We start from the raw sequence: 24,345 nt of genomic DNA, 5'->3' as shown, positions 1-24,345 counted from the left end.
ATCAGGGCGGACCGGCCTTGTACCCCACCCCGCGGACGGTCAGCACGACCTCGGGGTGCTCCGGGTCGACCTCGACCTTCGAGCGCAGCCGTTGGACGTGCACGTTGACCAGCCGCGTGTCGGCGGCGTGCCGGTAGCCCCAGACCTGCTCGAGCAGCACCTCGCGGGTGAACACCTGGCGCGGCTTGCGGGCCAGCGCCACCAGCAGGTCGAACTCCAGGGGCGTCAGCGGGATGGTGCGCCCGTCGCGGCGCACCTGGTGGGCCGGGACGTCGATGGTGACGTCGCCGATCTGCATCTGCTCCGCGGGCTCGGACGGAAACTGGCGCAGGCGCGCCCGGATGCGCGCGACGAGCTCCTTGGGCTTGAACGGCTTGACCACGTAGTCGTCCGCGCCGGACTCCAGCCCGAGCACCACGTCCACCGTGTCGGTCTTCGCCGTCAGCATCACGACGGGGACCCCGGACTCCGCGCGGATCGCCCGGCACACGTCGATGCCGTTCATCCCCGGGAGCATGAGGTCGAGCAGGACGAGATCGGGCGCGCTCTCGCGCAGGGCCGGCAGCGCCGCGGGGCCGTCGTTCACCACCGTGGTCTCGAAGCCCTCGCCCTCGAGGACGATCGTCAGCATCTCCGCCAGCGAGGCGTCGTCGTCCACCACGAGGATCCGCGAGCTCATGTCTCAATGGTGTCACTTCTCACCGACGATCCGGACGAGATATCGCCCGGCGATCCGGTTCCGAGTCGTTCTGCGACCAGCGACTCAGCCGTTCGGGTGAGTGCCGCGGGGCCCTCGTCCGCCCCGACCACCGACCAGGGCGCGAGCCATGTCCGCGCGACGAGCTCGTCGTACACCTGCGCGCACCGGGCCTGCAGGGCCGCGTCGGACTCGTAGCCGTCCGGGGTCCGCGACGGGTCGGAGGCGGCGCGCTCGCGCACCCGCCGCGCGGCCAGCTCGCCCGGGACGCGGACGAGCACCTGGACGTCGGGCGTGGGCACCCCGAGCCGGTCGATCTCGAGCGCGTGCACCCAGGCGACGAACTCCCCGTCGGCGTCCTGCTCCTCCCGCGCCGCCCCGTACGCGGCGTTGGAGGCGACGTAGCGGTCGACGAGGACGAGGTCGTGGGTGTTCCTCGCCTCCCGGATCTCCGCGGCGGCCCCGGCCCGGTCGAGCGCGAACAGCACGGCCATCGCGTGCACCGACGACCGCAGGTCGCCGTGCGCGCCGTGCAGCGCCTCGCCCGCCAGACCGGCGTGGACGTCGGCGTCGTAGCGGGGGAACGCGTGCGTGCTGACGCTGGCGCCGCGGCGGGCGGCGGCGTCGGCGAGCGCCGCGACCAGCGTCGCCTTGCCCGCCCCGTCGAGGCCCTCGACGGCCACCATCACGCCCACGGCGGAACCTTATGCGGGCGGGCCCGTGGGTTCCGAGCGAAGGGCCCCTTCGGTCGGATCGAGCGGCGAGGGGCACCCCTCGCCGGAACGACGGGGCGCACCGGGGAACGACCGAAGGGCCCCCTCGCTCGAGTAGATCGAGCGAGGGGGCCCTTCGGTCAGATCAGCCGGTACCGGTGATCACACGCCCACCACCGGAGCGCGGCGCAGATCGGTCGGTAGCGCGACGGAGGAGCGCTCACGACCGCATCTGCTTGCCGCGAAGACTCAGTAGCGGTAGTGCTCCGGCTTGTACGGGCCCTCGACGTCGACGCCGATGTACTCGGCCTGCTCCTTGGTGAGCTTGGTCAGCTCCGCGCCGAGCGCCTCGACGTGGACCTTCGCGACCTTCTCGTCCAGGTGCTTGGGCAGGCGGTACACGCCGATCGGGTACTCGTCCGGCTTGGTCCAGATCTCGATCTGCGCGATCGTCTGGTTGGCGAACGAGTTCGACATGACGAAGCTCGGGTGCCCGGTGGCGTTGCCGAGGTTCAGCAGCCGGCCCTCGCTCAGCAGGATGATCGAGTGGCCGTCCTCGAACTTCCACTCGTCGACCTGCGGCTTGATGTTGATCCGGTTGGCGCCGGACTTCTCGAGCTTCTCGACCTGGATCTCGTTGTCGAAGTGGCCGATGTTGCCCAGGATCGCCTGGTGCTTCATCCGCTTCATGTGGTCGAGGGTGACGATGTCCTTGTTGCCGGTCGTCGTGATGACGATGTCGGCGTCCTCGATGACGTTCTCGAGGGTGTTGACGTCGTAGCCCTCCATGAGCGCCTGGAGCGCGCAGATCGGGTCGGTCTCGGTGACCGTCACGCGGGCGCCCTGGCCGCGCAGCGACTCGGCCGAGCCCTTGCCCACGTCACCGAAGCCGGCGACGACGGCCTTCTTGCCCGAGATCAGCACGTCGACGGCGCGGTTGATGCCGTCGATGAGCGAGTGGCGGCAGCCGTACTTGTTGTCGAACTTCGACTTGGTGACCGAGTCGTTGACGTTGATCGCCGGGAAGAGCAGCTTGCCCTCGTTGAAGAACTCGTACAGGCGGTGGACGCCCGTCGTGGTCTCCTCGGTGACGCCCTTGATGCCCGACGCGACCTTGGTCCAGTGCTGCGGGTCGTCCTCGAGGCTGCGGCGCAGCGTCGCGAGCACGACCTGGTACTCGGCGGGGTCCTCGGCGGTGACGCTCGGGACGACGCCGGCCTTCTCGAACTCGACACCCTTGTGGACGAGCATGGTGGCGTCGCCACCGTCGTCCAGGATCATGTTCGGACCGCGGGTCTCGGAGTCCTTCCACGCGAGCATCTGCTCGGCGCACCACCAGTACTCCTCCAGCGTCTCGCCCTTCCAGGCGAAGCAGGAGATGCCCTTGGGCTCGTCCGGGGTGCCGTGCGGGCCGACGACGACCGCGGCAGCCGCGTGGTCCTGGGTGGAGAAGATGTTGCAGGAGGCCCAGCGGACCTCGGCGCCCAGCTCCACCAGGGTCTCGATGAGCACGGCGGTCTGCACCGTCATGTGCAGCGAGCCGGAGATCCGGGCGCCGTGCAGCGGCTTGGCCTCGGAGTACTCGCGGCGCAGGGCCATCAGACCGGGCATCTCGTGCTCGGCCAGGCGGATCTCGCGGCGGCCGAAGTCGGCCTCCTTGAGGTCGGCCACGGCGAAGTCGATGCCGTTGCGCGTGTCGTGCTTGTCGTTGACGGTGCCTACTGCGTTCGCCATGACTCCTCGTCTTCTCGGGTTGGGGCCGATGGTGGACCGCGGTGCCGGGCCCGTGACGGGGGTGCGTCTCGACCGGTGGACGGGACACACCGGGACGTCACGGAACTCGGGGCACGGTTCACCACCATCCACAGGCGCCCTTGCGATGGTGCGGACCACTGCCGAGCGTGGCGGACGGTCACGGACCGTCCGTTGCAGCGCCACTCGACAGCTTCCGTTCGCACGAGGTGTGCGATCGATGCCGTGACAGAAGTCCAGCACAGGCCCCATAGCCGGTCAACCGGAACGCGCCGCGTACGGGGCCGCACGCACGCATCCGGTGAGCCGTCCGCGCAGGTCTCGTCCGGATCGGCACGGAGTGCGTCAGGCGGGTCACACCGCGACCACGGCCCGGGGGCCACCGCCCGTGACGACCCCGGCCCGGATTCCGGCGAGGGGGTGATTCCGGACGCAGGACCGTAGGATGCGTGACCGGAACCACAGAGATCCCCGGTCACTTGGGAGGCCACGGACGTGCTCGGACAGATGCAGGACTACCCACTCGCCCTGCCGCACGTGTTCCACCGCGCCGAGCAGCTCTTCGCCCACAAACCGATCGTCGGTGTCGGGGCGAGCGGCACGGTGCACCGGACCGACTACGCGAGCTGGGCCCAGCGCGTGCGGCGGGCCGCGGCCGCGCTCGACGAGCTCGGCGTCTCGGCCGAGGGCCGGGTCGGCACGTTCAGCTGGAACAGCCCGGCCCACCTCGAGCTGTACTTCGCCGTGCCGTGCAGCGGGCGCGTGCTGCACACGCTCAACATCCGGCTGTTCACCGAGCAGCTGATCTACATCGCGAACCACGCCGAGGACGAGGTCGTCTTCGTCGACCGCTCGCTGCTGCCGCAGTTCTGGCCGCACGTCGACGAGATGACGACGGTCCGCAAGGTGATCGTCATCGACGACGGCGCCGACGTCGAGATCCCCGACGACGACCGCGTCCTCGACTACGACGAGCTGCTCGCCTCGGTGGAGCCGGTGCAGGGCCAGTTCCACATCGCGGACGAGAACCAGGCCGCCGCGATGTGCTACACGTCGGGCACCACCGGCAACCCGAAGGGCGTCGTCTACTCGCACCGCTCCTCGGTGCTGCACTCGATCGCCGTGCTCATGGCCGACGTCGCCGGGCTCGTCGAGCGCGACGTGCTGCTGCCGGTCGTGCCGATGTTCCACGCGAACGCCTGGGGCACGCCGTACGCGGCGGTGTTCGCCGGCTCCTCGATCGTCTTCCCCGGGCCGAACATGACCCCGAAGGCGATCGCGGGCATCCTGCGCGACCACGACGTCACCGTCACCGCGGGCGTCCCGACGATCTGGATGGGCGTGCTGCCCGAGCTCTCCGAGGGCGACCTGCCCCACCTGCGCCTGCTGCTCTGCGGCGGGTCGGCGGTGCCCAAGTCGCTGTCCGAGGCGTGGCGCAAGAAGATCGGCCTGCCGATCACCCAGGCCTGGGGCATGACCGAGACCAGCCCCATCGCCACCACCGGCGTGCTCAAGAGCGTCCACGACGGGCTCTCCGACGACGAGCTCGCCGACGTCCGCGCCACCGCGGGCACCCCGGCGCCGCTGGTCGACCTGCGCATCTGCGACCCGGACTCCGGCGAGGTCCTGCCCTGGGACGGCGAGACCTCCGGCGAGCTCCAGGCCGCCGGGCCGTGGATCGCCGCGTCCTACTACGGCAACGAGGACGGCGGCAAGCAGTTCACCGAGGACGGCTGGCTCAAGACCGGTGACGTGGCGGTGATCGACCGGTACGGCTACGTCAAGCTCGTCGACCGCACCAAGGACCTCGTGAAGTCCGGCGGCGAGTGGATCTCGTCGGTCGACCTCGAGAACGAGATCATGTCGATGGAGGGCGTCGCCGAGGCCGCGGTCATCGCGATCCCCGACGAGAAGTGGTCGGAGCGCCCGCTCGCGTGCGTCGTCCCGAAGCAGGGCGTCGAGCTGACCCGCGAGGCCGTGCTCGAGCACATCGCCACCCGCGTCGCGAAGTGGCAGGTGCCCGACGACGTCGTCTTCATCGACGAGGTGCCCAAGACCTCCACGGGCAAGTTCTCGAAGAAGACGCTGCGCGAGAAGTTCGCGGGACACCAGGCGCCCGCGAAGGCCTGAAACGTCACGACGGCCCCCGGAGCGTCGCTCCGGGGGCCGTCGTGTGCTCTCCGACGAGCCGGCTACTGCGGCTGCGTGGGCGGGGCGCTCGGGCCCGCACCCGGGTTGGTCACCGACGACTCCTCGCCGCGCTCGCGCTTGCCGAGCACGGAGTTGCGGCGTGAGTAGGCGAAGTAGATGACCACGCCGAGCACCATCCACACGATGAACCGGATCCAGGTCTCGACGGTCAGGTTGATCATCAGCCAGAGGCAGCAGATCACCGCGAGCGTGGCCACCAGGGGCAGGGCCTTGACGGTGAAGCCGCGCGGCAGGTCCGGGCGCCGGCGACGCAGGTAGACCGTCCCCACCGCGACCAGCACGAACGCGAACAGCGTGCCGATGTTGACCATCGACTCGAGCTCGTCGATCGGGAAGAAGCCGGCCAGCACGGCGCAGAGCGTGCCGATGATGATCGTGATCTTCACCGGGGTGCCCCGGGAGCCCGTCTGGGCGAGGTTGCGCGGGAGCAGCCCGTCGCGGCTCATCGCGTAGAAGACGCGGCTCTGGCCGAGCATGAGCACCATGACCACGGTGGTCAGGCCGGCGAGGGCACCGATCGAGATGACCGTCGAGGCCCAGTTCGCGCCGACCAGCGAGAACGCCGTCGCCAGGGTCGCGCTCTCCTCGCTGCCGGGCGGGGTGGAGAGCTGGGTGTAGTTGACCATGCCGACCAGCACGAGCGAGACGGCGACGTAGAGGACCGTGACGACGCCGAGCGAGCCGAGGATCCCGCGGGGCAGGTCCTTCTGCGGGTTCCTGGTCTCCTCGGCGGTGGTGGACACCGCGTCGAAGCCGATGAACGCGAAGAACACCAGCGAGGCGCCGGCGAGCAGGCCGTAGATGCCGAAGTTCGACCCGTCGCTGCCCGCGATCAGCGACAGCAGCGATGCGTCGCCGCCGCCGCCGCTCTCGCGCTCGCCCCCGGGCGGCGGGATGAACGGCGTGTAGTTCTGGGCCTTGACGTAGAACAGGCCGACCACGATGACGAGCAGCACCACGAGCACCTTGACCGAGGTGATGATCGTGCTGACCCGGCTCGAGAGCTTGATGCCCATGACGAGGACCACCGTCAGGGCGGCGATCACGAGGACCGCGCCCCAGTCGAAGGTCACCGGACCGAGCTCGAAGGAGGCGGCGGTGCTGCTGCCGCCGAACAGCTCACCCAGGTACTGCGCCCAGCTCTTCGAGACCACGGCGGCGCCGAGGGCGTACTCGAGGACGAGGTCCCAGCCGATGATCCAGGCGATGAACTCGCCGAAGGTCGCGTAGGAGAACGTGTAGGCGCTGCCGGCCACCGGGACCGTCGAGGCGAACTCGGCGTAGCACAGGCCGGCGAACCCGCAGGCGATCGCGGCGATGACGAACGAGATCGCGATGGCCGGGCCGGTGATGTCGCCGGCGACCCGCGCGGTGATGGTGAAGACGCCGGCGCCGATGAGGACCGCGACACCGAAGACGGTGAGGTCGAAGGCACCGAGCTCGCGCCGGAGCTTGCTGCCCGGCTCGTCGGTATCGGCGATGGACTGTTCCACCGACTTGGTCCGGAAGAGCCCGCCTTGCGGCTGGGTCGACGTCATGGGCACTCCTGAAGGTCCGACCGAAACCGTCCGTGGTCGCGCGGCACCTTACGCCCGCAGAGCCCCCGGACGAGTACGGAGACGACCAGATCCGTGACGGCGTGTTCACGCCGCTGCTGCGGCCGGACGCGCCGCGGCGTCCGGTCGCGACGACTCAGTGCGGCGAGGGGTCCAGCGCCTCGTCGACGGGCCCGGCGTCGCTGCGGTCGAGGTCCGGCTCGAGGTACACCAGCCGGGCCTCGGGCACGGCCTCGCGCAGGCGGGCCTCCGCGTTGTCGATCGCCTCGGCGACGACCTCGGTCGGCAGCGCCGAGGACACCGCGATCTTGGCGGCGACCAGCAGCTCCTCGGGCCCGAGGTACTGGGTGCGCAGGTGGATGACGCGCTCGACCGGACCGCCGACCAGCGACGAGGTGATCGTGCGGACGAGCGGCGGGCTCGCGCCCTCGCCGATGAGCAGGCTCTTCGTCTCGACGATGAGGATGACCGCGATGACGCCGAGCAGGATGCCGATGCAGATCGTGCCGATCGCGTCCCAGATCGGGTCGCCGGTCAGCGTCGAGAGCCCGACGCCGCCGAGGGCGAGCACGAGGCCGACCAGCGCCCCGGTGTCCTCGAGCAGCACGACCGGCAGCTCCGGGTTGACCGACTGGCGGATGAACCCCCACCAGGTGGCGTCGCCCTTGAGCTCACGGGACTCGTGCACCGCGGTGCGGAAGCTGAACCCCTCCAGCACGATCGCGACGACGAGGATGACCACCGCGACGATCGGGGAGGTCAGCTCCTCGTGCGCCGAGAGCTTGTGGATGCCCTCGTAGATCGCGAAGACCGAGCCGAGGCTGAACAGCAGCAGCGCGACGACGAACGAGTAGAAGAACCGGTCGCGGCCGAAGCCGAACGGGTGCTCGGGCGTCGCGGCGCGCTTGGCGCGCTTGCGCCCGAGCAGGAGCAGCCCCTGGTTGCCGGTGTCGGCGACCGAGTGGACGCTCTCGGCGAGCATCGACGACGAACCCGTGATCGCGAAGCCGACGAACTTGGCCACGGCGATGCCGGCGTTGGCGGCCAGCGCGGCGATGATCGCCTTGCCGCCTCCGGATGCGGACACGGAGTGCCTCCAGGGGATGGACGGGGCCGGAGTCTGATCGGGGCGGGATGTGAGTACTGGGTGAAATCTAACGCCCGACCCGGGGTGCGCTCTCCTACCCGTCCAGACCGTCCGCGGCGGCGAACGCCAGGGCGGGGCCGTCGACGGCGGCGACCGTCACCGGACCGTCGCACGCGGGCACCCACGCGGCCGTCCCGCGCGGGACCTCCTGGCTCTGCCCCCGCGACGACGTCAGGCGCACCGTGCCCTGGACCGTGATGACGATGCGGGGGCCCTCGATGCCGAGGTCGGCGTCCTTCTCCTCGGTGCCGTCGAACGCGCAGCGGGCCAGGCTGAAGTACTCGCTCGGCGTGAACCGCGTGACCGGTCCCGCGCCCTCGCCGGGCAGCAGCGTCGGCGGCCCCGGCACGAAGTCGAGCACCCGCAGCAGCTCGGGCACGTCGACGTGCTTCGGGGTGAGCCCGCAGCGCAGGACGTTGTCGGAGTTGGCCATGAGCTCCACCCCGGCCCCGGCCAGGTAGGAGTGCGGCGACCCGGCCGGCTGGTAGAGGCACTGGCCGGGCTGCAGGACGACCCGGTTGAGCAGCAGCGCCGCGAGGACGCCGGCGTCGCCGGGGTAGCGCTCCCCGAGGTCGAGCAGCGTGCGCGCCTCGGTGGTGAACTCGCCGCGGGACCGGGCGTGGGCGACGCAGCCGTCGAGCAGGGCCGGCACCAGGTCGTCGACCGCGCGCTGCGGCAGCGTGATCCACGTGGTGAACAGCGCCCGCAGGCCGTCGGCGTCGGGCTGGGCGGCGAGCAGCTCGGTGTGGTGGTCGAGCGCGCGCACGTCGAGGGCCCGCAGCAGGCGCACCGTCCCCGCCGGGTCGCGGAACCCCGCGAGCGCGTGGAACTCGGTGAGCGCGCAGAGCAGCTCCGGCTTCGGCAGCGGGTCCGGGTAGTTCCGGTCGGACGCCGTGCGCGGGACGCCGGCCGCCTCCTCGCGCGCGTAGCCCGCCGCGGCCTGCTCGGCCGACGGGTGCGCCTGCAGGCTCAGCGGCTCCTCGGCCGCCAGCACCTTGAGCAGGTAGGGCAGGCGGTCCGACCAGCGCTCCCGGCGCGACGGCCCGAGCGTGCCCGCCGGGTCGTCGCGCAGCACGTCGGCCAGCGAGCTGCCGTCGCCCGGCCTGCCCGTCAGCTGCGAGGGCTCGTCGCGGTGCGCGCCGAGCCAGAGCTCGGCCTGCGGGTGCGGCGACGGGACCTCACCGCCGAGGAGCTCGGCGAGGTGCGTCCGGGACCCCCACGCGTACGTGCGCACGCTGCCCCTGAGGACCTCCACGTGTTCGTGCCTCCGTCTGAGAACTAGCAGAGTGGGTTCAGCCGGTCCGGACCCCGGTCGCCCGCGCCCCGAGGGCCAGGCCGAGGTAGACCGCGGTGAAGTCGAGGCGGGTGGCCAGCACGGCCGCGCGCAGCGCGTCCGGCGACGGGCCCTCCCCGGCCAGCTCGACGTCGTCGATCTCCAGCACGTCCGCGCCCGGGTGGCGGGCGCCGACGTCGGCGACGAGCCGCCGTGTCGTGAGGTCCTCACGCACGGCCAGCAGGACCAGCCGTGGCGGCGGGGCCGCCGGGGCCGGGTCGTCGAAGGGGTCGGCGAAGATCGACGCCTCCCCCGAGCTCTCGACCAGCCGGGCCTGCAGGGCCGGCTGGGCGCCGGCCGCGGCCGCGGTGGTCGCCTGCGCGACGACCCCCGCGTGCGTGGCCAGCACGGTGGCGCCGTAGCCCGCGAGCAGGCCGGCGACGGGGTCGGCGCCCCACAGCAGCGGGGTCCGCTCGGCGAGGCGCAGCGCGAGGCTCTTGGCGGGGTTGACGAACGCCTCCCCGCGCGGGCCGTCGCGCTCGGCCTCGGCGTCGAGGCGGTCGGCGAGGTCGTCGAGATCGAGGTCGAGGAGCTCGAGCGCCCCGGCGACGGCCAGCCCGGTCGCGAGGACGGTGGCGGTGTCGAGGCCGTCGGCGTCCTCGCCGGGGACCGCGAGCGTCATCCGGGGCGTCACCGCGAGGACGCGCCCGGCGCCGGCGGCGGCCGCGGGCCCCTCGCCGGGGCCGGTGAGCACGACGTGGGCGCCGCGGCGCACCGCGCGGTGCACGGACTCGGCGACGTCGGCCTCGACGGGGTCGCCCTCACGGCCCCGATGGGTGGCGACGACGACGTCGAGCGGGCCCAGCCACGGGGGCGCCACGCCGCTGACGATCACCGGGAGCGGCGCGGTGGGCGTGAGCAGCGCGGCCATGAGCCGGCAGGCGGACTCGGTGGTGCCGGGGCGGGTGAGCAGCACCAGCGCGCGGGGCCGCAGGCCCGCGAGCTCGCGCCGGACGCCGGCCTCGCGGGCGGCCTCGGCGGTCGCCCGCACCTGGGCGCCCGCGGTCGCCACCGCGCGCAGGATGCCGTCGTGGTCGGCGGCGAGCAGGCGGGTCTCGTCGGAGAGCAGGGCGTCGTCGAGCACCGCGACTCACCCCTGCGTGTTCTGCTCGGGGCCCCCGGTCGCCTCGGACAGCAGGAGCACGGGGATGCCGTCGGTGACCGGGTAGCGCCGGTCGCAGACGGTGCAGGTCAGCACCGGGCTGACCGTGCCCTCCGTGTCCTCGGGCGTGCCCGGGCGCAGCGCGCCGTGGTCGGGCGCGGGGCAGGCCAGGATCTCCAGCAGGTCGGTGTCCAGACCGAGCGGCATCGGGTCTCCTCCTCGGTCGGTTCAGCCGCGGACGAGGCCGAGGACCTCGTCGCGCAGCGCGGCCACGGCGTCGTCGTCGGCGGCCTCGACGTTGAGCCGCAGCAGCGGCTCGGTGTTGGACGGGCGCAGGTTGAACCAGGAACCGTCGGACAGGGTGACGGTGAGCCCGTCGAGGTCGTCGGTGGTGACGCCGTCACGCCCGCCGAAGGTCTGTTCCACCTCGGCCATCACAGCGCGCGGGTCGTCCACCGTCGAGTTGATCTCCCCCGACGCGGCGTAGCGGGAGTACTGCGCCATGAGCTCCGAGAGCGGCCGGTCCTGCTCGCCGAGCGCGGCGAGCACGTGCAGGGCCGCCAGCATGCCGGAGTCGGCGCGCCAGAAGTCGCGGAAGTAGTAGTGCGCGGAGTGCTCCCCGCCGAACACCGCGCCCGTCTCGGCCATCGTGCCCTTGATGAACGAGTGCCCGACGCGCGAGCGCACGGGCTTGCCGCCCGCCTCGGTGACGATCTCGGGGACGGCCCGCGAGGTGATCAGGTTGTGGATCACCGTCGAGCCCGGGTGCTTGGCCAGCTCGCGGCTCGCGACCAGCGCGGTGATCGCGCTCGGGCTGACGGCGTCGCCCTTCTCGTCGACGAGGAACACGCGGTCGGCGTCGCCGTCGAAGGCCAGACCGGCGTCGACGCGCCCGATCGTCATGACCTTGCGCTGCAGGTCGCGCAGGTTGTCGGGGTCGAGCGGGTTGGCCTCGTGGTTGGGGAACGAGCCGTCGAGCTCGAAGAACAGCGGCTCGACCTCGATCGGCAGCGGGTCCAGCACGGCGGGCACGGTGTGCCCGGCCATGCCGTTGCCGGCGTCGACGACGACCGAGAGCCGGCGGATGTCCGAGAGGTCCACCAGCGAGCGCAGGAAGGCCGCGTAGTCCTCGAGCAGGTCGCGGCGGGTGATCGTGCCGCGCACCTCGTCCCCGGCGGCCTCGCCCGGCCCGCGGTCGAGCAGCGCGGCGATCTCGTCGAGCCCGGAGTCCTGGCCGACCGGCGCGGCGCCCGCGCGGCACAGCTTGATGCCGTTGTAGGCCGCCGGGTTGTGGCTCGCGGTGAACATCGCGCCGGGCATGTCGAGCGAGCCCGAGGCGTAGTACAGCTCGTCGGTGCTGGCCAGGCCGATGGCGACGACGTCGACGCCGAGCGAGGTGACGCCCTCGGCGAACGCCTCGGAGAGCTCGGGCGACGACTCGCGCATGTCGTGGGCGACGACGACGCCGCGGCCGCTGCCGAGCCCGGACTCCTCGTCGAGCAGGATGCGCGCGAAGGCCGCCCCCACGTCCCGGACGAAGGTCGCGTCGAGCTGCGTGCCGACCAGGCCGCGGATGTCGTAGGCCTTGACGACCTGGTCGATCACCTGGGCCCGGTCCGGTGCCGCTTCCCGTGTCCCCTGCTGCGCACTGGCCACGTCGCCAGCCTATCGGCGCGACCGCCGCGTCGCGCCTGCCGGGAGGGCACGTCCGCCGATGGGTGAACGGTCGTCCGCGACCGTTCCGGACGATCAGTTCCCGGTCGGTCGCCCGGTCAGGACGACGCGGGGTCGGGCAGCACCCGGAGGTGGCCGCGACGGCCCGTCGGCGTGCTCGCCACACCACCGCCGACGCCGCTCGCCATGCTCGGGGGCGGCGGCGCGGCCTGCCCGAGACCCGAGCCGGCCGTGATCCGCGGGCGCCCGTCGGAGCCGTCGAGCGGGCGGTCGGCCCGGCCGGCCTCGCGCACGGCCTCGGCGAGGGCGGTGAGGTCGTCGGCGGAGGGCTCCGCCGGGAACTCGCCCTCGTAGCGGACGACCTCCCACCCGCGCGGGGCGGTGAGGCGGACGGCGTGGCGTTCGCAGAGGTCGTAGGAATGCGGCTCGGCACTCGTCGCCAGCGGACCGACCACGGCGGTCGAGTCCGAGTAGACATAGGTCAGGGTGGCCACGGCCGCGTGACCACACCCGGTCCGTGAGCACTTCCGCACTCCTCGCACGAAGCAGCACAGTAGTCCGCCGAACGGCCGTGATCGTGCAGGCGCGCGGGGCGCGTCGCGCCTCCACCGGGCGTCGCCGCGTAGGCTCCGCGGGCGTGACCAGGAGCGCGAGTCGCCGGGGCAGCACGCCGGCACCCGGGCCGCGTCGGCGGCGCCGCGACCGGCGCGGACGCGGCCTGCGCATGCCGCTCTACCCGTCGGGCTCCCCCGCCTCCCGCACGCGCGCCGAGCGCTTCGACGCCCTGGTGCTCGAGGCCCTCGAGCCGATCGAGGAGCGCTGGAGCGCCGAGCTCGCCGACCTCGACGTGGCCGTCGACGACGTGCCCGAGGTGCCCGCGGGGACGCGCTCGACCGCCGACGACGACGCCGTGCTCGGTGACGGCGAGGTGCCGCTCGCCCGCCTCGTGCCCGCGGGCATGGACCGCCGCGGCGCCGTGACCCGCGCGCGCATCGTGCTCTATCGCCGCCCGCTGGAGGCCCGCGCGCTCGACGGCGAGGACCTCGCCGACCTGCTCCACGACGTGCTCGTCGAGCAGGTGGCGGGCTACCTGGGCGTCGAACCGGACACCATCGCCGGCGAGGAGTAGGCGACTACTCCCAGCTGTGGTGCACGGCCTCGACGTTGTGGCCGTCGGGGTCGCGGAGGAACACCGCGTAGTAGCCCGGGTGGTACTCCGTGAAGATCCGGGGCGCGTGCAGCACCTCCGCCCCGTGGGCGAGGGCCGCCTCGTGCACCGCGTCGACGGCCGCCCGGTCGGGCGCGGAGAACGCGACGTGCAGCTCCTGCTCGACGCCCTGCCCGGGGGCGAGCCAGAAGGCCGGGTGCCCGCCGGCGCCGAGGCCCACGACCTCGGGCGCACCGGGCGGACCGGTGGGGATGCGCACGCCGACGGCCAGGCCGATCGGCGCGAACACCGCGGTGTAGAAGGCGACGGAGGTCTCGACGTCGCCTGCGGGGAATCCGACGTGGTCGAACATGCGCCGGAGCGTAGGGCGCACCCCCGACAGCGCTCCCGCCCTAGTCCAGGCGCTTCCGCGACGGCAGCGCCGAGAGCGCGGTGAACAGGACCAGCGCGAGCTGGAGCAGGAGGAGCAGCAGGCGCACGGTCTCGTCGCGGTCGACGACGACGGCCCCGCCGCCGGGCGGGACGGCGACGCCGACGAGGTGGCCCCAGGCGGGCACGACCTCGGCGGGCGCGCCGCCGACGGTCGCGGTCCACCCGGACTCCAGCTCCGCGGCCACCACGAGCAGCCGGCGGTCGGCGCCCGGGGAGACGCGCACGCCGACGGTGGGCAGGTCCGACGGCACCGTCGTCACGCCGGCGGGCCGGCGCGGGGCGGCGCGGGCCTCGGTCGCGTCGTCCGAGATCGGCGGCTCGAGCAGGACCGCGCCGGCCACGGGCAGGGCCACCCGGGCGGTCGGGCGCCCGTCGGACACCGGCGGGGCGTCGGTGAGCAGCGGCCCGGCCGCGGTGCGCACCGAGCGCGCGGTCTCCTGGTCGGGCAGCACGATCAGCCCGGTGCCGCCGGTGGCGAGCTCGGCGACGCCCGCCTGCGCGGTGGCGGGGTCGCCGGAGAGCAGCGCGCGCACGTCGCGCACCAGGCGGGCGGGGGCCGCGCCGACCGGGGCGAGGTCGTCGTCGCCGAAGCGCGGCAGCTCCGGGCCGGCGCGCCGGGTGGTGTCGGGGTCGCGGGTGACGACGACGACCCGGGCGCCCGCGGCCGCGAGCTCCCCGGCGGCCTGCGGCGCCAGGGCCGGGGCCTCGGTGTCGACGAGCGCGCCCGCTCCCCCGCGCAGCACGGTGACGACGGCCAGCCCGGCGACCGCCACCGCCACCACCGGCACGGCGACGCTGCGCGCGCGGGCGCTGCGGTCGGCGCCGGCACCGCGCGGGCGCAGGCGGCCGGCCAGGCCCTCCATCGCGCCCGCGACCCGCCCGCCGAAGCCGGCGCCACCGAGGTCCAGCTCGGAGTCGCCGCGGCGGGCCGGACCGCGATCGACCGGGTCGCGGCGCCCCAGCAGGCGCCCGATCGGCTCGGTGCGGGCCGCGGCGACCTGCGCGAGCAGGCTCCACAGCGCCCCGCACGCCGCGACGGCGAGCGCCGGGCCGGTCCAGCCGGGCCGGGCGTCCCCACCCGCGAGCGGGGGCAGCGCGAACGAGCCGACCACGCCCGCGGCGGCGACGCCGAGCAGCAGCAGGGCCAGCCCCGGGACGGCGGCGCGCCGCGGCGCGACGAGCGCCCCGCCGACGGCGAGCACCACGAGCAGCAGCCCCGCCCAGGGCACCGTCGCGTCGCCGCCGGGGTCGAGCGAGAGGACGTCGAACGCGGAGACGAACCGCTCGGCCACCGGCGACCCGGTGCCGTGCAGCAGGACCTCCGGCGCGGCGAGCAGCACGGTCGGCCAGGGCAGGAGCAGCAGCACCGGCAGCAGGACGATCACGGCCAGCGACATCGCCCGGCGCCCGGCGGCCTTCGGGGGCGCCGGCACCAGCACGAAGCCGATGACCACGACGACCAGCACGAGCGCGTGCACCAGCGGGGCGAAGGCGCTGACGACGCCGAGCGCGAGCGCGGTGCCCGCCGCCGTGCTCCACCACGACCCGCGCCGGCCCGCGACCCGCACCCCGCGCAGCACGGCGACGACGCCGGCGAGCACCAGCGGCAGCAGGATCACGGCCACCACGCCGTCGAGCCGGCCCTGGGCCACGGCGCCGGCGGTGATCCCGAGCAGCGCGTAGACCGCGGCGGCCAGCGCGCGCAGCACCCGACCCACCCGCAGCTCGCGGGTCGCGAGATAGGCGGACAGGCCCGCCAGCGGCAGCGCCGCGAGCAGCAGGAGCGACACCGCGGCGGACGGCCCCCCGAACGGCGCCACGGGGCCGCCGAGCGTCCCGACGACCGCGAGCGCGGCCGGGGCGGGCGCGCCCGTGCCGCCCGCGACCGGGTGCCACGCCGCGAGGTAGGACGACCAGAGCTCGCGCAGGCCCGGGACCTCGGCGATCCGGCCGCCGGCCAGTCCGAGCCCGAGGCGGGCGCGCTGCGTCACCAGCGAGACGAGCGTCAGCCCGACGACGAGCAGCAGCGGCGGGGCGAGCAGCAGCTCGCGCGCCACGCGCCCCGGGGTGATCGGGACGTAGACGACGCGCTCGCCGTCGGGCGCGGGGCCGGGGTCGCTCGGCCGGATGGGCGCGACCGCCTCGGTCGGCGGCTCCGGGTCGGCCGGGGAGCGGGGCCCGGGCAGCGCGACCGCGAGGGACTCGCCGGGCCGCCGCAGCCCCGCGGTGCGCCGGCGGCGCAGCCCCGCCCCGGCGGGCAGGGCGGCGGGTCCGACGGCCGGGCGGCGCTCGGCGTCGTCGGACGCTCCCCGCTCGGGCCGGACGTCGCGCTCGGCCCACTCGGGCAGGCGGCCGAGGTCGAGCTCCTCGCGCAGGCGCCCGCGCACGAGCGAGGTCAGCCCGCCGCGCACGGCGTTGCGCAGCCGCGTGGTGCGGCTGGTGAGCAGGCCGCGCAGCTCGCGGGGCAGGGCCGTCGCGCCGGTGCTGCGCCGGCGGCGCGCGTCGGCGAGGTCCGCGAGCCCCGGACCGGAGCCGAGCACGCGGGACAGGCCCGCCAGCTCCGCGCCGGCCGCCCGGCCCCGGCGGACCAGCAGCAGGCCGAGCGCCCGGAGCACCGCGAGCACGGGCAGGCGCAGGAGACCGAGCACGAACGCCGGGCTCGAGCAGTTCGCGAGGAACGTCCGCACGCCGTGGGCGCGGTCGGTGGCGCGGTAGCGCGGGTCGACGCCCGCGGTGTCGAGGGTGCGCGCGCGGGTCGTCAGCCCGCGGGCGTGGCGCAGGCGGGCCGAGGGCGCGCAGAGGACGAGGCCGCTGGCGCGGTTGACGCGCCAGCCGTAGTCGACGTCCTCGCGCAGCAGGCCGAGCGCGGTGTCGTAGCCGCCGAGGGAGTCCCACTCGCGGCGGCGCACCAGCGACCCCGCCGACCCGACGGCGAGCACCTCGGAGTTGGTGGCGAACTGGCCGAGGTCGAGCTCGTCGGCCCCGATGCCGGTCTGCCGCGAGCCGGACGCGTCGATCGAGACGCCGGCCTCCACGACGAGACGGGGGTCGTCCCAGTCGAGGCACAGCGGCCCGAGGACCGCGGCGGACGGGGACGTCGCGGCGACCGAGAGCAGGACGTCGAGGCAGTCCGGATCGGGGGCGGCGTCGTCGTGCAGGACCCAGAGCCAGTCACCCGAGCCCCTGTCGGCGTGCTCCCGTGGACGCCCCACCTGGGCGCCACGTCCCCAGCGCCGGTCCGCGTCGTCGACGGCGGTGTGGACGGCCTCGGCGAATCCGGTGTCGCGGGGCATCCGCAGCACGACGTCGACCTGGTTGCTCGCGGCGAGGATGCCCGCGGTGGCGTCGGCCGAGCCGGTGTCGACCGCGATCACCCAGCGCGGACGGCGGGTCAGGCGCGCGAGCGCGTCGAGCGTGCCCGGCAGCCAGGCCTCACCGTCGTGGCAGACCAGGACGGCGAGCACCGGCGCCGCCGCGCCCACCGGGGACGATCGAGCCACGGCGCCGTCCTTCCCCTCGGGGCGGACCTCCGAGGGCGCCCACGCTGCGGTCGGCGTCCGAGACTAAGGACCCGCCCGTGGGATGGGACGGCGGGGGTCTAGACCGCGCGCCGCTTGAGACGCCGGCGCTCGCGCTCCGACAGCCCGCCCCAGATCCCGAAGCGCTCGTCGTGGCCGAGGGCGTACTCCAGGCACTCGCTGCGGACCTCGCAGCTGTTGCAGATCTGCTTGGCCTCCCGGGTGCTGCCGCCCTTCTCGGGGAAGAACGCCTCCGGGTCGGTCTGCGCGCACAGGGCGCGCTCCTGCCACTCCTGCTCGTCCTCGGTCACCATGGCGAGCTCGGACAGGACGTCCCTCAGCCCGGCCTTGGGCCCGTGGCCGGACTCCATGGCCCAGCTCCGCGCTTCACTTCCTCCGCTACCCAGCACCACCGACCCGCTCTCCGCACCGTTCACGACGCCTCCCTCGCCTCGACTCCCCCGGCCCCCCGCTGAGCGGACGAGGCGTCGGCCCCGCACCGACGTGTCATCGCGTAGGAATTACACCGGTGTCGTTCCATCCGGGTCAAGCCGGGGGCCCCGTGTGGCCGCATGTCGCGACGACCGGTCGTCACGTGCGGTGAACGTCATGCGCTATCCGTAGCAATGCACAGCTTCTTCGCTCCCCGGCTGCTCCAACCGGCCCCGACGGGTCGGGGACACTGGACCCGTGGCCCCCCGCGTGTCCCGGCTGCGATCGCCGGTCAGCCCCATCTTCCTGGTCCTCGTGGCGCTCACCGCCGCCGGGGGTGCGCTGACGCTGCTGCCCTCCGAGGGCGCGATCATCGGCGGCACCGTCCTGCTGGTCCTCGCCGGGTGGGCCGTGTCGCTGTGCCTGCACGAGTTCTCGCACGCCCTGACCGCCGACCGCTGCGGCGACCACTCGGTGCGGGCGCTCGGCTACCTCACCCTCGACATCCGCCGCTACGCGAACGTCGGCCTCACGCTCGTGCTGCCGCTGCTGTTCCTGATCCTCGGCGGCATCCCGCTGCCCGGCGGCGCCGTGTGGATCCAGCGCGCGGCGCTGCGCTCCCGCCCGGCCATCAGCGCCGTGTCGCTCGCCGGGCCGGTCGCCAACCTCGTGCTCGCCGCCCTGATCTCGCTCGCCCTGGCGCTCACCGCGCCGCCGCTGCCGCTCGCCGCCGCGCTCGCGTTCCTCGGGCTGATCCAGATCCTGACGTTCGTGCTGAACCTGCTGCCGGTGCCGGGCCTCGACGGCTGGGGCGTCATCGACCCCTACCTGCCCTGGCGCACGCGGCAGGGCGCGGCGCGGATCGCGCCGTACGCGCCGCTCGCGATCATCCTGCTGCTCTTCCTGCTGCCGGGCGCCTCGGCGGTCCTGTTCGCGGTGTCCGACGCGCTGTCCTCGCTCGTCGGCGGCGACTCGACGCTCGCCGCGGTCGGGCAGGACCAGTTCATCTCGCTCTTGCGCTGACCCTCCGCACCCCGCTGTCGGGGTGGAGGAGGACGATCGCGGGAGCAAGCCACGAGAGGAGCTCCGGTGCAGGTCACCGTTCTGGTCGGGGGCGTCGGGGGCGCCCGCTTCCTGCAGGGCGTCAAGGCCGCCGCGGGTCCCGGCGACACCATCCGCGCGGTGGTCAACGTCGGGGACGACATCTGGCTGCACGGGCTGCGCGTGTGCCCCGACCTCGACACCTGCATGTACACGCTCGGCGCGGGCATCGACACCGAGAAGGGCTGGGGCCGCGCCAAGGAGACGTGGTCGGTGCGCGAGGAGCTCGAGGCCTACGGCGCCGACCCGACGTGGTTCGGGCTCGGCGACCGTGACGTCGCGACGCACCTCGTGCGCACCCGGATGCTGCGGGCCGGCTACCCGCTCTCGCAGGTCACGGCGGCGCTGTGCGCCCGGTGGCAGCCCGGGGTCGAGCTGATCCCGGCGAGCGACGACCGCATCGAGACCCACGTCGTCGTCGACGACCCGGCGGACGGCCAGCGGAAGGCCATCCACTTCCAGGAGTGGTGGGTGCGCCACCGCGCGGCGCTCACCGCGCACTCGTTCGCCTCGGTCGGGCGCGACCAGGCCACCGCGAGCCCGGACGCGCTCGCCGCCGTGGCCGACGCCGACGTCGTGCTCGTCGCGCCGTCCAACCCCGTGGTCAGCGTGAACACCATCGTCGACGTCCCCGGCATGCGGCCGGCGCTGACGGCGGCGCCCGGCAAGGTGATCGGCGTGTCGCCGATCGTCGACGGGCACGCGGTGCGCGGCATGGCCGAGGCGTGCCTCGCGGCCGTCGACGTGCCGGTCAGCGCCGAGGGCGTCGGGCGCTGGTACGGCTCGCGGTCCACCGGCGGCCTCCTCGACGGCTGGCTCGTCGCGCCGGGCGACGGGGCGGAGGTGCCGGGCGTCGAGGTCCGCGAGGTGCCGCTGATGATGACCGACCCGGACACCACCGCGGCCATGGTGCGGGCCGCCTACGAGGTCGCGGGTGTCTGACCACGCCGATCACGCCTCGGCGGGCCTGACGCTCTGGGGCGTCAGCGGGCTGCCCGAGTTCCGGCCCGGCGACGATCTCGCCGCGGCGCTGGCCGGCGCGCTCGAGGGATCGCTCGCCGACGGCGACGTGCTGGTCGTGACCTCCAAGGTGCTCTCCAAGGTCGAGGGCCGGCTGGTCACCGTGCCGTCCGACCCCGACGAGCGCGACGCGGCCCGGCGCCGGCTGGTCGACCGCGAGACGGTCCGCCTGCTCGCCACCAAGGGCCGCACCAAGATCGTCGCCAACCCGCTGGGCATCGTGCAGGCCGCGGCGGGCATCGACGCGTCGAACGTCGCCGGCGACGAGGTCGCCCTGCTCCCCGAGGACCCCGACGCCTCGGCCGCCGCCCTGCGCGCCGCGCTGCGCGAGCGCCTCGGGGTCGACGTCGCCGTCGTCGTCACCGACACCATGGGCCGCACCTGGCGCACCGGCCAGACCGACGCCGCCATCGGCGCCGCGGGCCTCGAGGTGGTGCACGCCTACGGCGGGGCGGTCGACGCGCAGGGCAACGAGCTGGTGGTCACCGAGGTCGCGGTGGCCGACGAGGTCGCCGCGGCCGCCGACCTGGTCAAGGGCAAGCTCGGCGGGGTGCCGGTCGCCGTCGTGCGCGGGCTGCCGGCGGCGCTGCGCTCGGAGACCTCCCGGGGGGCCGACCTCGTCCGCCCGGTCGAGGAGGACCTGTTCTGGTTGGGCACCGACGAGGCGCTGCGGCGGGGCCGGCGCGAGGCCGTGCCGGCGCGGCGCTCGGTGCGGGCGTTCTCCGCGGACCCCGTCGACGCCGACGCGCTGCGCCGGGCCGGGGCCGCCGGGCTCACCGCGCCCGCCCCGCACCACACCCGCCCCGTGCGCTTCGTCCGCCTCGGGTCGCCGGAGGTCCGGAAGCGCCTGCTCGACGCGATGGCCGAGGCGTGGCGCGCCGACCTGCGCGGCGACGGGTTCGCCGAGGACGCGGTCGCCCGGCGGGTGGCGCGCGGAGACCTGCTGCGCACCGCGCCGGAGGTGGTGCTGCCGTTCCTCGTGCTCGAGGGCGCCCACCCCTACCCCGACGACCGGCGCGCCGCGGCCGAGCACACGATGTTCACCGTGGCCGGCGGCGCCGCGGTGCAGGGGTTCCTCGTGGCGCTGGCCGCCGAGGGGCTCGGGTCGTGCTGGGTGTCGTCGACGATCTTCGCGGCGGACGTCGTGCGGGCCGAGCTCGCGCTGCCCGCCGACTGGGAGCCGCTGGGGGCCGTCGCGATCGGGCACCCGGCCGCCGAGCCGCCCCCGCGCGGCGAGCTGACCGTCGACGACCGATGGGTGGAGATCTGATCTGTGAGTGACGACCTGACCCTCGCCGCCACCACCCGGGCCGCCGTCACCACGGCCGCCGCGCACGCCGACGCCCGCGCGGTGCTCGACCGCTGGCGTCCGGGGGCCCGCGAGCTGGATTCCGTGCGCCTGGCGCTGCTGTCCTACCTCGACGCCCGTCCCGACGCGTGCTCACGCTCCTGCGCGCCGGGCCACCTCACCGCGTCGACCCTGGTGCTCGACGCCGCGGGCGAGCGGGCGCTGCTGACCCTCCACCCGCGTGTCCACGCGTGGATCCAGCTCGGCGGCCACATCGAGCCCGGCGACGCGACGCTCGCCGGCGCGGCGCTGCGCGAGGCGACCGAGGAGTCCGGCATCGAGGGCCTCGTCCTCGACCCGGAGCCGGTGCACGCCGAGGTCCACGCGCTGACCTGCTCGCTGGGCGTGCCGACCCGCCACCTCGACGTCCGCTTCGTGGCGCACGCGCCCGCCGGGGCCGTCGAGGCGATCAGCGAAGAGTCGCTGGACCTGCGCTGGTGGCCGCTCGCCGAGCTGCCCGACGAGGTCGCGTTCGGGCGCGCGCTCCTGGGTCAGTACGTCCGGTAGTCCTTCGGCGAGAACCGCGGCCCGAAGCGCGGGCGCCGGAACCCCGACGCCTCGATGTAGCGCACCGCCCGCTGGCGCTGCGGCGCGTAGCAGGCGAGCACCTCGAGCATCCCGGCGTCGTCGAGCTTGTGACCGACGAGCGCCCAGCCGACGGTCGTCGGGATGTGGAAGTCGCCGACGCTGACCGCGTCCGGGTCGCCCCAGGAGCGCTGCGCGACCTCGGCGGCCGTCCAGACGCCGATGCCGGGGACCTTCTGCAGCAGCGCCCGGCCGGCCTCGCCGCGCAGCTCGGCGGCCTTCTCGAGGCGGTGCGCGACGGTGGCGCAGGCGAGGATCGCGCGGCGGCGGCTCTGGTCGACGCCCGCCTTGTGCCACTCCCAGTCGGGCACCTCGCGGATGCGCCGCGGCGTCGGCGGCAGCTTCATGCGCCGCGGGGTGGGGCCCGGCGCGTCCTCGCCGAAGCGCCAGCACAGCTCGCGGAACGAGCGGCGCGCCTCGGTGCCGGTGACCTTCTGCTCCAGGATCGCGGGCAGCAGCTGATCCCACACCGTGCGCGTGGCGCCGAGGCGCAGACCCGGCATGCGCCGCCGGGTGTCGGCGACCAGCGGGTGGTGGCCGACGAAGCCGGCGTCGTCGTCCTCGGCGCCGAGCAGCGCCGGCACCCCGTCGACGATCCACCCGGCCCCCGGGCCCCACGCCCGCGCGTGGACCACGCCGTCGCGGCGGGTCAGGGCCAGCGTCGCGGGGCCCTCCGGCGTCGGCGTGGCGCGCCAGAGCTGCCCCCCGTCGGGGCCGTCGAGCTCGGTGTGGAAGGTCGGGTCGCCCTTGCCGCGGCGCAGCGGGGCGACGAGCGCCCGCACGTCGAGGACGAAGTCCGGGCGCCAGGTCCGTTCCGCCTCCGGCGCGGCGGCGACTTCGCGGACGACCTCAGGCACCACCCGAGAATCGCAGACCGCCGTCGGGGATCACGAGACCGGGCCAGATGCGCACGCCGGCGAGCAGCTCGCACGACGCGCCGATCGAGGCGCCGTCGCCGACGACGGCGTCGGTGACCACGGTGTCGTCGCCGATCGTCGCGGCCGGCCCGATCACCGACCGCTCGACGAGCACGCCGTCGCCGACCCGCGCGCCGTCCATGAGCACCGAGCCGGAGACGCGGCTGCCCTCGCCGATCTGCACGTCGGCGCCGACGGTCGTCCCGTCGGTGAGCGACGCCGACGACGCGACCTTCGCGCCGGGCAGCAGCAGCGCCGTGCCGACGGGGCCGGGCAGCGCGGCGGTCGGCGCGGCGCCCTGGACGAGGTCCGCGCTGCCGCGCACGAAGGAGGCGGGCGTGCCGAGGTCGAGCCAGTACGACGACTCGACGTGGCCCTGCAGCCGCGAGCCGGCCGCGAGCAGGCCCGGGAAGGTCTCGCGCTCGACCGAGACGGGCCGTCCGGCGGGGATGGTGTCGAGCACCTCGCGCCGGAACACGTAGCAGCCGGCGTTGACCTGGTCGGTCGGCGGCGTGAGCGTCTTCTCCAGGAACGCGGTGACGCGGCCGGTGCCGTCGGTGGGCACGCAGCCGAACGCGGTGGGGTCGGGGACCCGCACGAGGTGCAGGGTCGCCTCGGCCCCGGCGGTGCGGTGCTCGCCGACCACCGCGCGGACGTCGACGCCGGAGAGGATGTCGCCGTTGAACACGACGACCTCGTCGAACTCCGGGGCGAGCGCGTCCGCGGCGTAGCGGATGCCGCCGCCGGTGCCGAGGGGCTCGGGCTCCTCGCGGCAGGTCAGGTCGAGGCCCAGCGTGGAGCCGTCGCCGAGGAAGCCCTCGAACACCTCCGCCCGGTAGGCGGTGCCGAGCACGACCGTGCGGATGCCCGCGGACGCGATCCGGGACAGCAGGTGCGCCAGGAACGGCACCCCCGCGGTGGGCAGCATGGGCTTCGGTGTGGTGAGGGTGAGCGGCCGCAACCGGCTGCCCTGCCCCCCGACGAGCACGACCGCGGCGGTCCGCGCCGGGTCGATCACCGCCGTCTCCCCCGCCTGCATCACCCGTAGACCCCCCTCGTCGATGACGAATCGTGACCGCGGGCGATAGTGTGGACCCTCCCCGGGGCGTCCGGCGGCACGACCCCGCCGGTGTCCCGCCGGTGGGGGAACGAGCAGGAGGGGTGCGGTGGCCTCGAATGCGTGGGAGCGCGCCCAGGACGCCATCGCGCACGCCTCCCAACGGGCCACGGAACGTGACGAGGACATCGTCACGCCGGACACGGCCGTCTCCCCGTTCGACGCGTCGAGCACCACGGTGCTGCCGCACACGATGGCCTCGCGGCGCGGACCGGGCCACGACCCGGATCTGACGCAGCGTCTGCGCACCAACGGCCACGCCAACGGGCACCACCGCGCGCCGGACCCCCGGCGCCCGGCCGACCCGTCCGGCTACTCCGCCCAGTCGGGCCCCTCCGACGACGACGGCGACGCGACCACCGTGCGCTTCGACACGCGGTCGAGCACCCACCCGGGCACCTCGCCCTTCCCAGCCAACCCGTTCCCCGGCGGCCCCGGCCCGGCGCCGGTCGACGATCGGGACGAGACCCCGGCCGAGGAGCCCCGGCGCCCGTGGTGGAAGCGGCTGTTCGGCGGTTAGAC

At 74.6% G+C, this 24,345-nt stretch carries 22 protein-coding genes; 7 read left to right on the top strand and 15 right to left on the bottom strand.

Translation table 11 applies throughout. The features are described 5' to 3' along the window. Position 1: 1 nt before the first annotated feature. From mtrA to ahcY, 3 genes are all read right to left on the bottom strand, one after another. Positions 2–679 (bottom strand): MtrAB system response regulator MtrA, encoded by a 678-nt coding sequence (mtrA, locus tag WCD58_RS23685; RefSeq protein ID WP_337705549.1) that lies wholly within the window; start codon positions 677–679, stop codon positions 2–4. Then, entirely contained in the window at positions 676–1,392 is a 717-nt protein-coding gene (locus tag WCD58_RS23680) for a dTMP kinase (RefSeq protein ID WP_337705548.1), read from the bottom strand. The genes mtrA and WCD58_RS23680 overlap by 4 nt, the downstream gene beginning before the upstream one ends. Positions 1,393–1,659: 267 nt before the next feature. Continuing rightward, entirely contained in the window at positions 1,660–3,144 is a 1,485-nt protein-coding gene (gene ahcY, locus WCD58_RS23675; RefSeq protein ID WP_337705547.1) for an adenosylhomocysteinase, read from the bottom strand. Positions 3,145–3,669: 525 nt separating this feature from the next. Between ahcY and WCD58_RS23670 the strand changes: the two genes are divergently transcribed. Then, positions 3,670–5,292, top strand: a complete 1,623-nt coding sequence (locus WCD58_RS23670; RefSeq protein ID WP_337705546.1) for a long-chain fatty acid--CoA ligase — start codon at positions 3,670–3,672, stop codon at positions 5,290–5,292. 62 nt (positions 5,293–5,354) lie between these two features. Here the strand turns inward: WCD58_RS23670 and WCD58_RS23665 are convergent, their stop codons facing one another. The 7 genes from WCD58_RS23665 to WCD58_RS23635 form a co-directional block, all read right to left on the bottom strand. Further along, positions 5,355–6,911 carry an amino acid permease gene (locus WCD58_RS23665; protein ID WP_337705545.1) on the bottom strand — a complete coding sequence of 519 codons (1,557 nt, stop codon included), beginning with the start codon at positions 6,909–6,911 and terminating at the stop codon, positions 5,355–5,357. Between the two features lie 154 nt (positions 6,912–7,065). Continuing rightward, positions 7,066–8,016 carry a cation diffusion facilitator family transporter gene (locus WCD58_RS23660; protein ID WP_337705544.1) on the bottom strand — a complete coding sequence of 317 codons (951 nt, stop codon included), beginning with the start codon at positions 8,014–8,016 and terminating at the stop codon, positions 7,066–7,068. Between the two features lie 94 nt (positions 8,017–8,110). Then, complete coding sequence (gene manA, locus WCD58_RS23655) at positions 8,111–9,331, bottom strand: mannose-6-phosphate isomerase, class I (RefSeq protein ID WP_337705543.1); 1,221 nt, start codon at positions 9,329–9,331, stop codon at positions 8,111–8,113. A gap of 37 nt (positions 9,332–9,368) precedes the next feature. Then, entirely contained in the window at positions 9,369–10,493 is a 1,125-nt protein-coding gene (locus WCD58_RS23650) for a hypothetical protein (RefSeq protein ID WP_337705542.1), read from the bottom strand. Between the two features lie 6 nt (positions 10,494–10,499). Then, entirely contained in the window at positions 10,500–10,718 is a 219-nt protein-coding gene (locus tag WCD58_RS23645; RefSeq protein ID WP_337705541.1) for a Trm112 family protein, read from the bottom strand. A 21-nt stretch (positions 10,719–10,739) separates the two neighbouring features. After that, the gene (locus tag WCD58_RS23640) at positions 10,740–12,116 is read right to left on the bottom strand and encodes a phosphomannomutase/phosphoglucomutase (RefSeq protein ID WP_337705731.1); all 1,377 of its coding nucleotides are present in this window, start codon (positions 12,114–12,116) and stop codon (positions 10,740–10,742) included. 167 nt (positions 12,117–12,283) lie between these two features. Next, entirely contained in the window at positions 12,284–12,727 is a 444-nt protein-coding gene (locus WCD58_RS23635; protein WP_337705540.1) for a DUF3499 domain-containing protein, read from the bottom strand. 182 nt (positions 12,728–12,909) lie between these two features. On the opposite strand from WCD58_RS23635, the gene WCD58_RS23630 reads away from it, so the two are divergent. Further along, positions 12,910–13,314, top strand: a complete 405-nt coding sequence (locus WCD58_RS23630; RefSeq protein ID WP_337705730.1) for a metallopeptidase family protein — start codon at positions 12,910–12,912, stop codon at positions 13,312–13,314. A gap of 4 nt (positions 13,315–13,318) precedes the next feature. Here the strand turns inward: WCD58_RS23630 and WCD58_RS23625 are convergent, their stop codons facing one another. From WCD58_RS23625 to WCD58_RS23615, 3 genes are all read right to left on the bottom strand, one after another. Continuing rightward, on the bottom strand, positions 13,319–13,705 hold the full coding sequence (locus WCD58_RS23625) for a VOC family protein (protein ID WP_337705539.1): 387 nt from the start codon (positions 13,703–13,705) through the stop codon (positions 13,319–13,321). Between the two features lie 40 nt (positions 13,706–13,745). After that, positions 13,746–17,285: a glycosyltransferase gene (locus WCD58_RS23620; protein ID WP_337705538.1), complete on the bottom strand. Its 3,540-nt coding sequence runs from the start codon at positions 17,283–17,285 to the stop codon at positions 13,746–13,748. 98 nt (positions 17,286–17,383) lie between these two features. Continuing rightward, entirely contained in the window at positions 17,384–17,617 is a 234-nt protein-coding gene (locus tag WCD58_RS23615; RefSeq protein WP_274198973.1) for a WhiB family transcriptional regulator, read from the bottom strand. Positions 17,618–17,993: 376 nt separating this feature from the next. Here WCD58_RS23615 and WCD58_RS23610 point away from each other — a divergent pair, with 376 nt between their 5' ends. The 4 genes from WCD58_RS23610 (at position 17,994) to WCD58_RS23595 (ending at position 21,711) form a co-directional block, all read left to right on the top strand. After that, the gene (locus WCD58_RS23610) at positions 17,994–18,758 is read left to right on the top strand and encodes a site-2 protease family protein (protein ID WP_337705537.1); all 765 of its coding nucleotides are present in this window, start codon (positions 17,994–17,996) and stop codon (positions 18,756–18,758) included. 66 nt (positions 18,759–18,824) lie between these two features. After that, positions 18,825–19,778, top strand: a complete 954-nt coding sequence (cofD, locus tag WCD58_RS23605) for a 2-phospho-L-lactate transferase (protein WP_337705536.1) — start codon at positions 18,825–18,827, stop codon at positions 19,776–19,778. Then, positions 19,771–21,126: a coenzyme F420-0:L-glutamate ligase gene (locus tag WCD58_RS23600; protein ID WP_337705535.1), complete on the top strand. Its 1,356-nt coding sequence runs from the start codon at positions 19,771–19,773 to the stop codon at positions 21,124–21,126. Before cofD ends, WCD58_RS23600 begins: the two co-directional genes overlap by 8 nt. Before the next feature lie 3 nt (positions 21,127–21,129). Beyond that, positions 21,130–21,711: an NUDIX hydrolase gene (locus tag WCD58_RS23595; RefSeq protein ID WP_337705534.1), complete on the top strand. Its 582-nt coding sequence runs from the start codon at positions 21,130–21,132 to the stop codon at positions 21,709–21,711. On the opposite strand, the gene WCD58_RS23590 is transcribed toward WCD58_RS23595, so the two are convergent. Both WCD58_RS23590 and manB read right to left on the bottom strand, forming a co-directional pair. Continuing rightward, complete coding sequence (locus tag WCD58_RS23590; protein WP_337705533.1) at positions 21,696–22,646, bottom strand: DNA-3-methyladenine glycosylase family protein; 951 nt, start codon at positions 22,644–22,646, stop codon at positions 21,696–21,698. The genes WCD58_RS23595 and WCD58_RS23590 overlap by 16 nt on opposite strands. Then, complete coding sequence (manB, locus tag WCD58_RS23585; RefSeq protein WP_337705532.1) at positions 22,639–23,745, bottom strand: mannose-1-phosphate guanylyltransferase; 1,107 nt, start codon at positions 23,743–23,745, stop codon at positions 22,639–22,641. The genes WCD58_RS23590 and manB overlap by 8 nt, the downstream gene beginning before the upstream one ends. Positions 23,746–23,872: 127 nt before the next feature. Here manB and WCD58_RS23580 point away from each other — a divergent pair, with 127 nt between their 5' ends. Then, a complete protein-coding gene (locus WCD58_RS23580) occupies positions 23,873–24,343 on the top strand; it encodes a hypothetical protein (protein WP_337705531.1) in 471 nt (156 codons plus the stop codon). Positions 24,344–24,345: the final 2 nt, after the last annotated feature.

The sequence above is a fragment of the Actinomycetospora flava genome (assembly GCF_037400335.1).
Classification (GTDB): Bacteria; Actinomycetota; Actinomycetes; order Mycobacteriales; family Pseudonocardiaceae; genus Actinomycetospora; species Actinomycetospora flava.
This window is presented reverse-complemented; position numbering and strand designations above follow the sequence as displayed.

Excerpts from the sequence above, each read along its gene's own strand:
- mtrA (WP_337705549.1), bottom strand. The coding sequence starts at position 679 with ATGAGCTCGCGGATCCTCGTGGTGGACGACGACGCCTCGCTGGCGGAG.
- WCD58_RS23670 (WP_337705546.1), top strand. The coding sequence starts at position 3,670 with ATGCAGGACTACCCACTCGCCCTGCCGCACGTGTTCCACCGCGCCGAG.
- ahcY (WP_337705547.1), bottom strand. The coding sequence starts at position 3,144 with ATGGCGAACGCAGTAGGCACCGTCAACGACAAGCACGACACGCGCAAC.
- WCD58_RS23665 (WP_337705545.1), bottom strand. The coding sequence starts at position 6,911 with ATGACGTCGACCCAGCCGCAAGGCGGGCTCTTCCGGACCAAGTCGGTG.
- WCD58_RS23615 (WP_274198973.1), bottom strand. The coding sequence starts at position 17,617 with ATGGTGACCGAGGACGAGCAGGAGTGGCAGGAGCGCGCCCTGTGCGCG.
- manB (WP_337705532.1), bottom strand. The coding sequence starts at position 23,745 with ATGCAGGCGGGGGAGACGGCGGTGATCGACCCGGCGCGGACCGCCGCG.
- WCD58_RS23645 (WP_337705541.1), bottom strand. The coding sequence starts at position 10,718 with ATGCCGCTCGGTCTGGACACCGACCTGCTGGAGATCCTGGCCTGCCCC.
- WCD58_RS23625 (WP_337705539.1), bottom strand. The coding sequence starts at position 13,705 with ATGTTCGACCACGTCGGATTCCCCGCAGGCGACGTCGAGACCTCCGTC.
- WCD58_RS23630 (WP_337705730.1), top strand. The coding sequence starts at position 12,910 with ATGCCGCTCTACCCGTCGGGCTCCCCCGCCTCCCGCACGCGCGCCGAG.